Below are 15263 nucleotides of genomic sequence, written 5' to 3'. Positions count from 1 at the left end.
CTTCTTCAAACAGATCATACACTTAACACCTCGCTTTTTTCTTCTTCTTCCCCACTCTATCTTTTTCAATTATTTTCTGAATATAATCAGAAGCCAAAGGTACTTTACAGCTTGTATCACCCACATTGACACTTACTTTCCCAATATTTTTAGCGACCTCCATTGCTTTTTCTGTCAAAGAGGGAATGTATGAACCAACAGAAATCACGAATCCATTTTTTGTATACCTCACTCTATTTAATGATTCATGAATATCAGCATTGACTTGGTCTAGTAATTCTTCAACCTTTTTTATATCAATTTGGTCATCTGCTGTGATAGCAATGTAATTGGAAAGCGTGGACCATCCTGCACTTTGAACTCCTTCAGCTGAATCATTGATCCATTCTAGCCCCAATTCCCAACCAAATTTTGATTCTGAAGCGATCCAAGCTACCGTATATTCTGACAGCATGTACCAATTAGCCTGCTTCACCCATTCTTGTAAAGTTTCTTTTGTGATGGTTTTGTTATCTGCAATCAGTCCTGCCAAATACATCGCATCAGAGTTGCCTGTAGCGTACAGTTCAAGTGCCAAATCATGGTCTTTTTTCACCTTCTTTTGTATCGTTTTTAAGTCACCGACCTTCACGCCAAAAAAAGGTTCTTTAGCACCATGCTTTAAATAAATAGACTTCGTTCCTTCATTTCCCAATTGATAAAGGACATCCATTACTTCATTTTTTGTCATCTTGAATTCGTTTGAGTGAATGATGTAAGTCCTAAAATAAAAAAATCTCCTGATTAGAGCACTAAGCAGGAGACTTCATTATAATATTGTAATGGTTTTATCTTCTTTTGTAAATGGAATAATCATCTCCTTCAATCTGTTGAGACGATACTTTCCTAGCATTAGTCAAAGTTGGTGCTTCAATACCTTTACCAAAGGTCGTAGTTGATGAAGTGAAAATATGAGCTTCATCCCATAATCCTTTATTAATGAACTGCGTTAATAATCTACTACCTCCTTCAACAATCACTGAACGTACTTTTCTACCCATCAAATCAGTCAAAAGGTCTTCAAAGAAAGTATCTTTTCCTAAAGGAATAAAAGCAAGGTTCTCGTTTTCTTCATCAAAAGAAGTCGTATAACAAATAGTTTTCAACTCGTTATCAAAAAGATCTAAACTCTGATTCAACTTATGCTCTCTATCAACGACAACTCTTAACGGATTTTTACCAGCCCAATCTCTAGTATTCAACGTTGGATTATCATGCTTTGCGGTATTGCTTCCTACCATAATTGCATCTTCCTCTGCTCTCATTTTGTGAACTAGCTGACGCGACAAACCATTGCTGATCCATTTTGAATCGTAATTTTCTCTAGCCACAAAACCGTCAGCCGTCTGAGCATATTTCAAGATCACATATGGCTTATTATGCACCATGGTTTTAAAGAAACGCTTGTTTACTTCCAAACCTTCTTCCTCTAAAATTCCAGTCTCAACATGTATGCCCGCATCTGTCATCTTTTTGATTCCTCGTCCCGCTACAAGTGGGTTAGGATCAAGATTACAGACATATACATTTTTTAATTTTGTCCTTACAATCAGATCAGCACACGGAGGTGTTTTTCCATAATGACTGCAAGGCTCTAACGTCACATACATATCTGCTTCAGAAAGATACTGTTGATCTTCTTTTTTTACAGAAGCAATTGCATTAGGTTCAGCGTGTGGCTCACCATATTTCTGATGATATCCCTCTCCAATAATTCTATCTTTATATACAATTACAGCACCTACCATTGGGTTTGGGCTTACATTTCCCATTCCTTTTTGAGCGAGCTGTAATGCTCTATACATATATTTTTTGTCCATAACTATCGTCTGTTAATTTCCGATAGCTAATTTAGTTATTGATCATTGGACTGTGAAACGTTGAATCTTCTTTTTTCCGGAGGCAGTAGAAATCATTAACATATAAATTCCTTTTGGTAAAGTGGAAATATCAATTGTATGATGTGTTGCGTCCCATTGCGTTTCATGATATCTCTTTCCATTTAAATCAAAAATCTGATAAGTACTGACTGTTTCATTGATTAACGCAGTAGTTTCAATATTAATCTCAGTGCTTGACGGGTTTGGATAAATGATGTAATCAAAACTATTGGGTAAATCATTATTACCAACCTGTACCCATTCTGAATAAGAAAATTGTCCATCATAATCCGTCTGTTTCAAGCGGAAATATTGATATTTCTCCCAAAGACCTTTTGTGACTGTTTGAGTATAATTAATTTCTACATTTGAATTTCCTGCACCTTCTATTTTAGCCAGAACATTAGAATATTTTCGATCGGTAGATCCTTCCAACTCAAAATAATCATTATTGATTTCTTGTGACGTTACCCAATTAAAATCTAGAGCATCGCCTTCTTTCTCTACTTCAAATGATTTCAAAGTAATAGGAAGGTCATGATCATCACTGTCTCCTCCTAAAGTAAATGGACTAAATGACTTTACGGCGTCTACTACAAAGCCTGTAACACTTCCACCAGTATAAAGGCCTCCATTAGGGGTGACGTGTGTTGAACCTCCTCCTACATTTCCTTCCGAAAACCATTCGGTTGCCCCACTATTATAATGCATAAGATGAAGTGAAGCCGTCTGACTTTCATTCACTCCTGAGTTGGAATGATAAGAGACTGCAACATTGAAGTTATAATTTGTATTATCTACATCTACAGCTGATCCGTCTACCTCAATTTCCCAATGTTCAACAGAACTTACATTCACCCCCAAGTCACTAATATTTGAGACATCAGAATAAGGTGTATGAAAATATTGTGCGGTGAGTATATATGCACTTGGAGAAGCTACCAAATTTTGAACGCCTCCCACTCTCAACATATTAGCATCTCCAATGGGTAATAAAACATATCCCTTTGTACCCGCCGCGACTTCTAATCTCATTTCACCGTCCACATGTGATGCATCCGAGCCACCTGAACTCGTTGCATTTAGGTTTTCAGAATAAGAAGCTCCATTAACGGAGCCACCTTCCTCTATTGTGAGTCGATAAGTCGATGTTGTCAATATTCCATTATCTAAGAATAATTCTCCACCCATCACCAAACTTCTGCCCAGAGTTATACCTAAAGTAGTATTGATTCTTACGTTATTAAAAGGATTCGTATTTGTTGCTGTAAACGTTCCAGAGGCTCCCTCAAGAAATTCTATACTACCGTTGTCCTCTGCGTTGGCACTTGTTCCCGCTGCTATTGTAAAAGTTGAAGGAATGGCACTACTTACCTTCAGTGTATAGTCTTTATCCAACGTAATTGAACCTGTTTCTTCAAGAAATTCTGAAGGTAAATCTGCTAATGTATTTTCTAATGAACCCGAAGGATAACGTAATGTATTATCCGCAGTAATAGTACCATCTATATAGTCACCCAATAAGCCCGAAACAGTAGGAAAAGCAAGGTCTAATGTCAAAGTGGTGACACTATTACTATAAAACATCCCATTGTGTGTAATATTCGCAACTGATTCTGTTAGATTAAAATTTGATCCTTCTAAGAAATAAATATTTTCAATAGTAAGATTAACATAATTGTTCCTGATATAAAGAATGCCTATCACATTCAAATTTGTCACTGTCAAAGTAGATTGTCCAGCAGTACCTGATGCCATATGATAAAGGTATTTACCACTTTTGATGGTAATACTTTTTACGGAGATACTTGAACTAGGAAGAGTGACATTATGTTGTACTATAAAATCATGCGTGGAGGGATTACTTATTTCATCTCCTTTCACCCATTGTTCTGAAGAGGAACCACTTTCCGTGGTATACCATATCGCATCTGAAGAAAAATTCCCGTTACTTTGAGAGTAATAAGTAGTAGCTGATAATTCGTGGGTAAGTGAACAAAGCACCAGTATAAATATTAGATAGACTTTCATGATAGTTTCAATTTGGTTTTAATACTAAGTCGGTTATTCCATCTAACACAAACTTATCTAAAGCAGTTTCCTCAGTTTTATTGTATCAATGTGATTATTTGAATGAAATAGGAGGTTATTTTTTTATCATTAAACTTAATTCTTTTCTTTTCTCTAACTTTATCTCAAAATCCTACAAGTTCACCACAGTAAGGTTTCAGTGTTTTTTATATATATTTTTCAGCATGGAGAAAGTAATCCTTGAACAGATTCACACCCCAGATCAAATTGATCAACAAGAACGTTTTTTTGATTTTATTCTAAAGCAAAGCGAATTTGTGACATCACGAAATGGCCTAAAAAAGGCTTTTAAAGAAAAACGGGTAGTTTGTAATGGGCAAGTCCTGAAGGGAGCTGAATGGATCACTCCTGCTCAAGAAATTGTGATTTATGCTGAAGAAGCTAAAGCACCTAAAATATTTGAAATGAAACTTGAGGTCATTTTTGAGGATGAAGATTTGGCTGTAATTTATAAGCCTTCTGGTATACCGGTAAGTGGTAATCAGTTTAAAACAATTGAAAATGCATTGCTGTACAATGTATCACAAAGCCCGCTTATTGATGCCATGCCTTGGCCCAAACCATGCCATCGATTAGATGCTCCTACATCAGGGCTTTTATTAATTGCAAAAACGCGATTGGCAAGAGTAAAACTTGGGCAACAGTTTGAAGACAAAACGATCAAGAAAAAATATCATGCTGTAGCCATGGGAAGTTTTGTCCATCAGAAAGGTGATATCACTTATCCCCTTGAAAATAAACCCTGCCATAGCTCTTATCGTGTTGTAAAAGCGGTCTCCTCCTTAAGAAGTAAAATGCTAACATTGGTAGAATTAGAACCTCATACGGGTAGAACACATCAACTAAGAAAACATCTTGCAATGATACAGCATCCAATTGTTGGAGATAAAGAGTATGGGGAGGAAGGAAATACTTTAAAAGGGAAGGGATTATTCTTGAGTAGCACTTCTATTTCTTTTGTACATCCTAGAACCAATGAGAGGCAAGCATTTTCTACTAATTACCCCACAAAATTTGATGCTCTTTTGGAAAGAGAAACCAAAATGTGGGAAAAATATAAGGGTAAGGAGTTGTAACTCTTTTCTACATTGTACGCTAAGTTATAATCAACCATCAATTGATGTTCCTGCGAACACTCTCTGTCTTACTTTTAAAAGATGTAGAAGTGTCTCTTGAAAGAAAAAGGTATTTTAGCTTTCAATCTATACTTACCCTTATTTTTTGAAGTTTGCTCTATCTAAACCTACTTCAACTTTATTCTTTTAATACCATATCGATACACATCACTGCAGCCATAATTAGTAATCTAAGCTTGTGATCTTGTGGTACCTCTGGATTGATTTCTAAACCATAATTATCCGCAGATGTAAATAATTCTTTTGCAAAACCTGCAAACTCTTTACTTACATGAGCAAACTCAAAATCGTCTTTCATAAACCTGAAATCCCAGCTTGTCCACTTTCCTTTCAGCATACAAAGTGACGTTCCAGCAGCATCAAATACTTCAAATTTACCGCCGATCGAGAATAGTTTTTGTTTGAATACACCAATTAATTGATCATTTTCATCCAACACTTCAACGTCTGATAAGAAAATAGAAATTCCCCTTTTAACAGTCAGGATTTTTTGTCCCGTTGTTGTTTTGATATCAATATGGAAAGGAGTCATTCTTTTGTAATCAGTAAATCGAAGGATTTTAGTAAAAAAACCTAATGAATCCTCACGACATTCCATGATGATCTCATTTGTAGCTGGATCATAAATATCATAGTTGTTTGCCGCTTTGAACATTCCCACATGTTCCTTTACAAAGAATTGATTTTTATTTAATAAGGGATGCATAAAATAGTTTGTTTAGTATCTCCATTTCTAAGCACAAGAAGGCACTTAATTGTTAGTAACTCAACCGAAAAAATAAGAGATATTAGTTCATTAAAATTTATCATCAAAATGCTTTACGCATTCTTCAAGAACATCTCTTCTTACGTGATGTCCTCCATCAAAGTTAATGAATTTGGAATTACAATTTAGCGAGTTTAATAACTCTTTTTGTTTTTTTATGTCAATGAAAGTTCTGAAAGGATCTCTATCTCCTAACACTATAAAGACAGTAGAATCAGGGGATAAGAAAGAGTAATCCTCTAGTGAAAATTCTTTTGGCATATCTGCCGCCCAAAGAATAAGGTTATCCACCTTAGGTTTATAATATTTAAGCCACCTTAATAAGGTTGCCCCTCCTTGTGAGAATGCAAGGTAGTTGAATTTTAACTGATCCTTATGCTCTCCCAAATCACTTAAACGATTTTCAAAAACATTAGAGAGGTATTGCTGCTGATGCTTGATGTCTGCCTCTCTATCCATTTTTGTCATCCAAGATGCCCCCACCTTTTGATATTGCTTATCCAAATAAAAGCGAGATAAACCTTGACAGCCCACTACATGATGCCTTTCGGTGTTCAAAATATCAAACCTTCTCATAAAATGATCCGCTAATTGACCATAACCGTGAAGCACCATCCATAGGTGTTCTGTCTTATTTGTTATTGTTCCGTTAGTGTAGAAAGGCGCCTCAATTTGGAGAGGGACCCATTGTTGATGATGTTCCATAATTTCATAAAAAAAGGTACTGCCTTTTAAACAGTACCTTCAGTTGTAATATTATAAATTTTAGTGAAGAACCTTTTTAGTATTCTCCAACTCTTCTTCTTTCAAGAATCTTCTCATAATCTTACCCACGGTAGATTTTGGTAATTCAGTTCTGAACTCATAATGTTTTGGCACTTTATAACCTGCCAAATTTTGTTTACAGAACTCCTTCAAAGCATCAGCTGTAAGATGTTGGTCTTTTTTCACGATGAAACACTTCACGGCTTCCGTAGATTTATCATCAGGGATACCAATTACAGCACATTCGTCAACACCTTCATGCATGGCTAGTACTTCTTCTACCTCATTTGGATATACATTAAATCCAGAGACCAAGATCATATCCTTTTTACGGTCTACAATCTTGAAATAACCATGATGGTCCATCGTAGCAATATCACCAGTTCTTAACCATCCATTCGGGAAGAAAGTTTCTGCTGTCTCCTCTTCTCGTTTCCAGTACCCCTTCATTACTTGAGGACCTTTCACACAAAGTTCACCCTCATCACCAATAGGCACTTCAACACCTTCCTCATTCAAGATTTTCACATTGGTAGAGGGGTACGGTAAACCAATTGTACCGATTTTAGGACTATCCAAACGGTGTACACACACTACCGGAGAAGTTTCCGTCAAACCATAGCCTTCCGCTAAAGTACAACCTGTCACCTCTTCCCATCGTTTTGCTACGGCTTCTTGTACAGCCATACCGCCACCAATAGTTACCTTCAATTTAGAAAAATCAATATCAGCGAACTTTTTATGATTTAGCATTCCATTGAAAAGTGTATTTACACCTGTCAGAATAGAGAATTTATACTTGCTGATTTCTTTTAAGAAACCATCCATATCTCTTGGGTTGGTGATCAATAAATTGTGTGCCCCAATTTTCATCATAGTCATACAATTTACAGTCAAAGCAAATATATGATACAATGGTAAAGCTGTAATCACTAATTCTTTTCCTTCTTCAAGACATCCTTGTAGCCATGCGTTTGATTGCTCCAAATTGGCTACTATATTTCTATGCGTTAGAATTGCACCCTTTGCTACTCCAGTAGTACCTCCTGTATATTGTAAGAAAGCATGATCTTGCCCAGTCATTGCCGGACGTTTGTACTCTGCTTTAGCTCCTTCACTTAAAGCTTTCTTGAAGGGTACCGCGGTTGGCAATTTATAAGCAGGCACCATCTTTTTTACGTATTTTACCACAGAGTTGACAATAAGACTTTTGGGGAATCCCAATAGATCGCCTAGCTCAGTAATAATAATATTTTTTAGTTCAGGTAACCTACCTTGTATATTTTGAAGTTTATCCGCAAAATTGGCTAAAATCACTATCGTTTTTACTCCTGCATCTGAGAACTGATGCTCCATTTCTCTTTCCGTGTAAAGAGGGTTTGTATTTACTACAACCATCCCCGCTCGAATAGCCCCAATCATTGCAATAGGGTACTGCAATGTATTTGGCATTTGAATCGCTATACGATCCCCTTTCTTCATTTTACATTGGTTCTGTAAATAGGAAGCAAAACGTTGCGATGCTAAATCAACATCTTCGAACGTTAATTTTCCTCCCATATTTTCATAGGCAACCTTATTTGAAAACTTCTGGAAAGATTCCTCAAATAATTTGAGTAATGAGTGGTAATTATCCGGGTCGATCTCTTTTGGAGTAAAATCGGCATAGTGTTTATGCCAAGGGAAATTCTGTTCCATTTGCACTTTCGGTTGTTATTAAAGAGGTAAACACCTCTTTTTGTGTATAGTATTAGATAATTAATCTAAGAAGTCAAATTCTTCAACAAGATCGAAGGCCATGACTGCTCAAAAATATAAAAAAAATGTTTGAGTGTGTACTTTCTAAGAGTGCTAATTAACAACTCTTTAGTAAATGTCAAATATACACCTAATGACGAATATCACAAATAAAATAAATGAAAAATCATTCACAAATAACTTTTTATGTATTAAAGTATCTTTTTTAGTAACTTTTCGTCTTATATAATAGAACATGTATTAAAGTTTATTAAGCGAATAAGATATAGAGGATGTTAGTCGACAGATTTAAGAATATATTAAAAGCAACAATCAACGATCAGATTGAAAAAAATCCTGTTTTTCAAAATCTCTTTGAAAGTGATTTAAATGAAGATTGGAAAAAATATTACGAAGAAATAAAGAATGATAAATACCAATATCAGAAGCAGCAACAGCAGTATCAAAATCATTCCCAACAACAATATTCATCTCAGCAAACTCAACAAAAATCTAAAGAAGATGAATATTATAACGCTTTGGAAGTAAAAAAAGGAGATGATTTTGCCACGATAAAGAAATCTTACAGAAAATTGGTTAAATTATATCATCCAGATTTGTATGCCGGTGATCCTGCTAAACAAGAAATGGCACAAAAGGTTACATTACAAATCAATGAAGCGTACAATTACTTTGAAAAAAAATTAAAAAATTAATAATAAAATTAGATTATAAAAATGTTTGGATGGTTAAAAAGACTTTTTGGAATAGCAGAATCAGAGGCACACTCAGTTTTAGATAAATTAGAAAACCCTATTAAACAAACTGAACAAGGTATTAGAGATTTAAAAAGTGACCTTTCAAAGTCCATGCAAGGACTTGCAGAGGTAAAAGCACTTTCTATCCGAGAGAAAAAAGAATTTGAATCGAATAGTAGAAACGCCCGTGAATTTGAATCTAAAGCGGTACTGTTACTCCAAAGAGCACAAAGTGGACAAATTAATGCAGATGAAGCGGACCGTTTAGCGAGTCAGGCTTTAGAAAGAAAACAACAATACGAGCAAAGAGCAAGTGCTAATCAAAAAAATATTGATAATTACTCTGGTATGCTTTCTAAAATGGAAAGTAATGTTCAAAGTTTAAAATCTCAGATTTCTAACTGGGAAAATGAATTGAAAACATTAAGAGCTAGAGCAACTGTAAGTGATGCTTCTGCAAAATTAAATAAGCAATTATCAAGTGTTGATTCTTCTACTACAATTGCACGATTAGAGAAGATGAAACAAAAAGTTGAAGAGAAAGAAGCATTGGCGGAATCATATGGTGAAATTGCCGATATTCAAAATAAATCAGTGGATAGTGAAATCGATCAAGCATTAGGCTTAAGTGGAGGAGCATCTACAGCTTCTTTGGGTACGTCTGATGAGTTGAAAAAATTAAAAGCTAGTTTAAATCAAAATACAAGCAATTCAACTACTAATGATACTTCTTCTTCTAGTTCATCAAGTGGTGATACTTCAGAATTAGATAAATTAAAAGAGCAATTGAAAAATAAGCAATAATCGCTTTTAAGATAAATACTTTAATAGGACAATAGACTTCGGTGTATTGTCCTATTTTTATACCCTTTCTATACTAAAAAAGAAAGCGAGTATTGTACTATTCCAATATCCTTAAATTATTATGTTAATGCCCTGCACTTATTTATTGTGAATAATGTTGTACAAACGGAACAACCAACCCCTTTTATGCAACGACTCTTATTTTTACTGTTTTTAATTAACACTTTTCACTTTATGAATGCACAGCATCATGTTGTCGTTTCGGATATACATGAGGCTTACGACTACTATCAGTCGTCTCACGAAGGTGCAAACACAGCTTTACACTTTATTGGCGAATGCTTTGACTGTCATACTATCGAATGTATTAAAGAAAACGTAGTTTTTGCAAAGCAAGAAGCCGAAGAAGCCATGAAAAATGCTCATTATGCAAAGGATGAATCCCATAGCGCACGGGCACAAGCTGAGGATATTTGCACTCATGCCAAAGATAAAGCCGACGATGCTCATGGTTCTTTCCAAGATGCTAAGGTGATCTTTGATATCGCTACCACAACCCTAACAAATGTGGATTATGCCGATGACATGAATGAAATGCATTCTCATCTTACTATTGCTATTGATCATATTCATGACGCCATTACACACTTGAATAACGGTGTTGATGGATTGAACAATGCATTAGGACATATTGAATATTGTAAGAACCGATAACAGTATTTCAATAAACAGCACATTATTTATGCAGTTGTACATTTCATTTGAGACAAGTCAGGTCGTTATTTTTTGGTAGAATAGACTAAAAATAAAGATTCAAAACGTCCGATTGAATTGCACAACCGCTTACTTCTCATCTATAAAAAAATGCCTCAACGTTTCTGCTGAGGCATTTCATATTATAAGCTATTTTTAGTTTCCTATATTTTTTTCTTTCTAACACTTACCGTACTCTGGTTATACACTGTTGAGTTAGGTTCAACACTTTCAGTCAACCAAACATTTCCACCAATAATCGAATTCTCTCCAATTACAGTTTCTCCACCCAAAATAGTGGTACCCGAGTAAATGATAACGTTATCTTGGATCGTAGGGTGTCTTTTCATAGTGGCTAAATCCTTGCTCACACTCAAAGCACCTAAAGTAACACCTTGGTAAAGTTTTACATAGTTTCCGATATTGGTCGTCTCTCCTACTACAATTCCGGTACCATGATCAATGCAAAAGTACTCTCCAATTGATGCTCCCGGGTGAATATCAATACCCGTTTTACTATGAGCATATTCTGAAAACAAACGCGGAACAATGGGTACTTCACATTTATATAGTTGATGTGACAGGCGGTACACAAAAACGGCAAAAAAGCCAGGATAAGCTAAAATTACTTCTTCAATATGATTAGCTGCTGGATCTCCCTCATAAATCGCCTGAGCATCTTTCAATAACTTGGCATGCACTTCCGGTAAACACTCAAAGAAACGTTCGGCTGCACTGCTACATCCTACCTCAAATTGATCACGGATGGGTAAGAAAAGCTCCTGTAGCTTTCCTTTTAGTCTGATCAATGCTAATTCAGCAGCATAATGCCCTTGTTCTACTCCTGAAACTACAGGGAACAAGAACTGAAACATATCATCAATAAATTCTTCCGCCTTCTGTTTAGAGGGCATTTGAAACATACATTTGTTAGAATTTATTTGTGCGATTATATCTTTCTCCACGTTTTTTACTTTACTTTCCATAACCAATGATTGGTGATAATTCCTTGATAAAGGTACTTACTGCATTTCCGGATTAATAATTTATGAACGAAAATTATATATTTCGGGTTGTTATTCAAATGTAAATGGGTTTTTAGACAAAAAAAAGTAGAAACTTTCATTTCTACTTTAGTTTATCTTTTCCTTTTGACTAAGCAAACCTCTTGTCGTAGGTAAATAACTCTGGGAATTTCGGCCCTGGGTTATGTTTCTTATAGACAGAAATAATGTATTTCATATCTTCTTCATAATTTCCCGTTGGATGGAAAGCCTCATAAACACCTGCCGTTTTTTTATCATAATCTAAATAAGCCAAAACAATAGGTACTTTAGCTGTAGTAGCGACATAATAAAAACCTGATTTCCATTCTTCTCTCAATGACCTTGAACCTTCAGGAGGAATGACCAACGAAAGCTCTTCTTTTTGTTGAAATAAATTAGCCATTGCTTCCACCATACTCAACTTTGTTTTTCTTTCGCCTTGAGGTCTTCTATCAATACCGATTGCTCCCATAGGTTTAAGTGCAATGCTCAATGGAAATCTAATCCATTCTCTTTTGATGGCAAACCTTAATTTCACTCCAATTTTTAACATAGCGGCTACCATATAAACAGCATCCCAATTAGAAGTGTGAGGAGTAGCTAGAAAAACACTTTTTTTTAAATCATTTTGATCGATGTGATCAATACTCAATGACCAACCATTCCACTTGAATAATAAACGAAAAATAAATCGTATCATACTTTGTTCCTTTCCCTGAAAGGATATATAGGTTATATTTTAATTGAAAGACATTAAAAATTCGTTTATATAAGACGGTTTTACAAGGTAGTTTGTGACAAAAGCACCATTTTTTTTAGCAAATCAATGTTAATATAAAATGCTCAGCTATGAAAAGTACTTCAATAACTGAGCATCAATATATAAATTCAGAAGTAGTGCAAGATGTCTTTATCAGACAACCTTTGTCTATTTCAACAAGTCTCTAATAGCCACTGAAGCCACTGTCAAACCGAATACGGCAGGCATATAAGAAATTGTTCCAATTGTAGAAGCCTTATGTTTTACACCTTCTACGGTCACCACTTTATTTTTATCAATTAATTCTGGAGAGAATACACATTTGATTTTTCTTCTAAAAGATTTCTGAGGAATGCGTTTTCTTACTTGTTTTGCTAAAAGGCAGTTATACGTATCTCTCAATCTGCCTACTTTTGTTTGAGAAGGATCCATTCTTCCTCCGGCACCCATAGAACTGATCACTTTGATCTTTTTCTCCATACAAGCAGATAATAATGCCACTTTAGGAGTAAGTGTGTCAATACATTCTACCACGTAGTCATAATCATATTCTTCAAGAAGCTGATGAATTGCCGCTTCATCTTCCAGATATGTTTCTTTAATATCTAATACCACATCAGGGTTAATGTCTTTAATTCTATCACCAATCACTGAGGCTTTAGGTTTGGCTGTAGTACTAATCAATGCTGCGATCTGACGGTTTCTATTACTTTCATCCACTACATCTCCATCTACAATAGTAATTTTACCTACTCCTGCTCTTGCAATTGCTTCTGCTGCAAAACCTCCAACACCACCTACTCCAACGATAAGTACGTGTTTACTTCCTAATTTTTGAATGCCATCTTGACCAATTAATAACTCCGTTCTTTCTTGCCAGTGTCCCATCTTCTTTGAATGTAAATTTTAAAAATCGACTGCAAATCTAAAGAAGATCATTTATTTTGGGAAATAAGTTTTTAGCTATTTGTAATTTTTCTTCCACTACTTCATTTAAATCCTTTCCATAAAGCAAAGCTCCTCTTTGGTAAACTTCCTCTATTTTAAGATCTTGAGCATCATCCGTTTCAAATAAATGAAACTGAGATGGAGTCTCTTGTATAACTTGATGGAGTTTGGGTCTCTGCTGCAAAATTCCCTTTCCAAAGGATAAAAAACATCCTCTATCTATTATCTGACGTGCAATTTGTAGGTTTCCCATAAACCCATGAAAGATCCATGGCATTTTAGGTTTCATTTCTTTTCTTAATTGAAGAACATCAGAGTAAGCCCTAACACAATGAATAATCATTGGTTTTTGATAGTGCTCAGCAATATCAATATGTCTTTTAAAAATCACTTTTTGTTCTTCCAATGGGTATTCAATAACTCTATCTAACCCTGTTTCTCCGATAGCGGATAAATTTTCGGCCTGCTTTTCCAATTTCAAAAAGCAAGAAGTCAGTTCTACCTTATCTAAATGCCAAGGGTGTATTCCTGCACTGACTAAATTTTCACTATTAGAAAAATCATCTTGAATAAATTGATTCACCAATTCCAATCCATGACCTGTTGGGTGGTGAGTGTGTGAGTTGAAATATTGATGCATAAAAAAACTTCTCTACTTTATTCAAAAATAAGCAGAGAAGTTTAGTTTCAACAATTGATTCCTTTCTAATTAGAAAGTCATATCAAATGAAGTTAATTTATGGAATTCCTGAACACGTGCTTCTAAATCTTTTTCAGTGATTTCTAATAAACGCTCAGTACCAAATTTTTCAACACAGAATGAAGCCATTGCTGAACCGTAGATCACAGCTTTCTTCATATTCTCAAAAGAGATATCATCTGTTTTTGCTAAATAACCGATAAATCCACCTGCGAATGTATCACCTGCTCCTGTTGGGTCAAATACTTCTTCCAATGGTAAAGCTGGAGCTGAGAAAATTTGGTCTTCGTGGAATAATAAAGCACCGTGTTCACCTTTTTTGATGATTAAGTACTTAGGTCCCATTGCCATGATTTTCTTTGCTGCTTTTCTCAATGAATACTCTCCTGATAATTGACGAGCTTCCTCATCGTTTACAGAAAGAACATCTACCATTGAGATCGTTTTTGCAAGGTCTTCCATTGCAATGTCCATCCAGAAGTTCATTGTGTCCATCACAACCAACTTAGGACGATCTTTCATACGCTCAATAACTGTACTTTGAACTTGTGGAGAAAGGTTACCCAACATCACGTATTCCGTTCCTTGGTAACTTTCTGGAACGATAGGATCGAAGTGTTCTAAAACATTTAGCTCCGTTACTAACGTATCTCTTGAGTTCATATCATTGTGATATTTCCCTGCCCAGAAAAATGTCTTTTCCCCTTCTTTGATTTGAAGACCTTCTGTATCAACGCCTTGATCTTGTAAAGTTTTGATGTATTCCTGAGGAAAATCATCACCTACTACTGCTACTACTCTAACAGGTTTTACAAAGAATGAAGATGAGATAGAGATGTATGTACCTGCTCCTCCAATGATTTTATCAGTCTTGCCAAATGGTGTTTCAATTGCATCAAAAGCAACTGAACCTACAGTTAATAAACTCATAAGTTTAATTTTATTACTTTATGTGTACTAAGTCGTCGTTTCATGAAACAAGGTGACTTAGAACTTAATTTCTAAATATTAGGAGCACAAAAGTAAAAAAATCTGAATGGAAATCCCTCATCCTATAAATTATCATTAAGATAATTACAA

The 15263-nt window shown here is 35.2% G+C and carries 15 protein-coding genes; 4 read left to right on the top strand and 11 right to left on the bottom strand.

What is annotated here, in order from left to right:
- Window positions 1–22: 22 nt before the first annotated feature.
- The 3 genes from IC221_RS03255 to IC221_RS03245 form a co-directional block, all read right to left on the bottom strand.
- A complete protein-coding gene (locus IC221_RS03255; protein WP_188167588.1) occupies window positions 23–730 on the bottom strand; it encodes a DNA alkylation repair protein in 708 nt (235 codons plus the stop codon).
- Between the two features lie 97 nt (window positions 731–827).
- Window positions 828–1859: a bifunctional diaminohydroxyphosphoribosylaminopyrimidine deaminase/5-amino-6-(5-phosphoribosylamino)uracil reductase RibD gene (gene ribD / locus IC221_RS03250; protein ID WP_188167587.1), complete on the bottom strand. Its 1032-nt coding sequence runs from the start codon at window positions 1857–1859 to the stop codon at window positions 828–830.
- A 42-nt stretch (window positions 1860–1901) separates the two neighbouring features.
- Window positions 1902–3950 (bottom strand): T9SS type A sorting domain-containing protein, encoded by a 2049-nt coding sequence (locus IC221_RS03245; RefSeq protein ID WP_188167586.1) that lies wholly within the window; start codon window positions 3948–3950, stop codon window positions 1902–1904.
- A 224-nt stretch (window positions 3951–4174) separates the two neighbouring features.
- Between IC221_RS03245 and IC221_RS03240 the strand changes: the two genes are divergently transcribed.
- A complete protein-coding gene (locus IC221_RS03240; RefSeq protein ID WP_188167585.1) occupies window positions 4175–5086 on the top strand; it encodes an RluA family pseudouridine synthase in 912 nt (303 codons plus the stop codon).
- Window positions 5087–5264: 178 nt separating this feature from the next.
- On the opposite strand, the gene IC221_RS03235 is transcribed toward IC221_RS03240, so the two are convergent.
- From IC221_RS03235 to IC221_RS03225, 3 genes are all read right to left on the bottom strand, one after another.
- The gene (locus tag IC221_RS03235; RefSeq protein WP_188167584.1) at window positions 5265–5852 is read right to left on the bottom strand and encodes a phospholipid scramblase-related protein; all 588 of its coding nucleotides are present in this window, start codon (window positions 5850–5852) and stop codon (window positions 5265–5267) included.
- A gap of 90 nt (window positions 5853–5942) precedes the next feature.
- The gene (locus IC221_RS03230) at window positions 5943–6617 is read right to left on the bottom strand and encodes an alpha/beta hydrolase (RefSeq protein WP_188167583.1); all 675 of its coding nucleotides are present in this window, start codon (window positions 6615–6617) and stop codon (window positions 5943–5945) included.
- Between the two features lie 60 nt (window positions 6618–6677).
- Window positions 6678–8375: an AMP-binding protein gene (locus tag IC221_RS03225; RefSeq protein WP_188167582.1), complete on the bottom strand. Its 1698-nt coding sequence runs from the start codon at window positions 8373–8375 to the stop codon at window positions 6678–6680.
- Window positions 8376–8707: 332 nt separating this feature from the next.
- Between IC221_RS03225 and IC221_RS03220 the strand changes: the two genes are divergently transcribed.
- The 3 genes from IC221_RS03220 (at window position 8708) to IC221_RS03210 (ending at window position 10690) form a co-directional block, all read left to right on the top strand.
- On the top strand, window positions 8708–9130 hold the full coding sequence (locus IC221_RS03220; RefSeq protein WP_188167581.1) for a DnaJ domain-containing protein: 423 nt from the start codon (window positions 8708–8710) through the stop codon (window positions 9128–9130).
- Window positions 9131–9151: 21 nt separating this feature from the next.
- The gene (locus IC221_RS03215; protein ID WP_188167580.1) at window positions 9152–9976 is read left to right on the top strand and encodes a PspA/IM30 family protein; all 825 of its coding nucleotides are present in this window, start codon (window positions 9152–9154) and stop codon (window positions 9974–9976) included.
- A gap of 186 nt (window positions 9977–10162) precedes the next feature.
- Window positions 10163–10690 carry a hypothetical protein gene (locus IC221_RS03210; protein WP_188167579.1) on the top strand — a complete coding sequence of 176 codons (528 nt, stop codon included), beginning with the start codon at window positions 10163–10165 and terminating at the stop codon, window positions 10688–10690.
- A gap of 203 nt (window positions 10691–10893) precedes the next feature.
- Here IC221_RS03210 and epsC read toward each other — a convergent pair whose 3' ends face one another.
- The 5 genes from epsC to IC221_RS03185 all read right to left on the bottom strand — a co-directional run bounded on the left by epsC (window position 10894) and on the right by IC221_RS03185 (window position 15113).
- Complete coding sequence (gene epsC, locus IC221_RS03205) at window positions 10894–11643, bottom strand: serine O-acetyltransferase EpsC (RefSeq protein ID WP_223241278.1); 750 nt, start codon at window positions 11641–11643, stop codon at window positions 10894–10896.
- Between the two features lie 241 nt (window positions 11644–11884).
- Complete coding sequence (locus IC221_RS03200) at window positions 11885–12475, bottom strand: 1-acyl-sn-glycerol-3-phosphate acyltransferase (RefSeq protein ID WP_188167578.1); 591 nt, start codon at window positions 12473–12475, stop codon at window positions 11885–11887.
- Window positions 12476–12703: 228 nt separating this feature from the next.
- Window positions 12704–13423: a ThiF family adenylyltransferase gene (locus IC221_RS03195; protein WP_188167577.1), complete on the bottom strand. Its 720-nt coding sequence runs from the start codon at window positions 13421–13423 to the stop codon at window positions 12704–12706.
- A gap of 37 nt (window positions 13424–13460) precedes the next feature.
- A complete protein-coding gene (locus IC221_RS03190) occupies window positions 13461–14123 on the bottom strand; it encodes a TatD family hydrolase (protein WP_188167576.1) in 663 nt (220 codons plus the stop codon).
- A 69-nt stretch (window positions 14124–14192) separates the two neighbouring features.
- Window positions 14193–15113, bottom strand: a complete 921-nt coding sequence (locus tag IC221_RS03185; protein ID WP_188167575.1) for a PfkB family carbohydrate kinase — start codon at window positions 15111–15113, stop codon at window positions 14193–14195.
- Between the last annotated feature and the right edge of the window lie 150 nt (window positions 15114–15263).

Origin of the sequence: Flammeovirga sp. EKP202 (assembly GCF_014534745.1) — a bacterium.
Classification (GTDB): Bacteria; Bacteroidota; Bacteroidia; order Cytophagales; family Flammeovirgaceae; genus Flammeovirga.
Note: the sequence above shows the minus strand (reverse complement) of the source record. Positions and strands in the feature narration are given on the sequence as shown.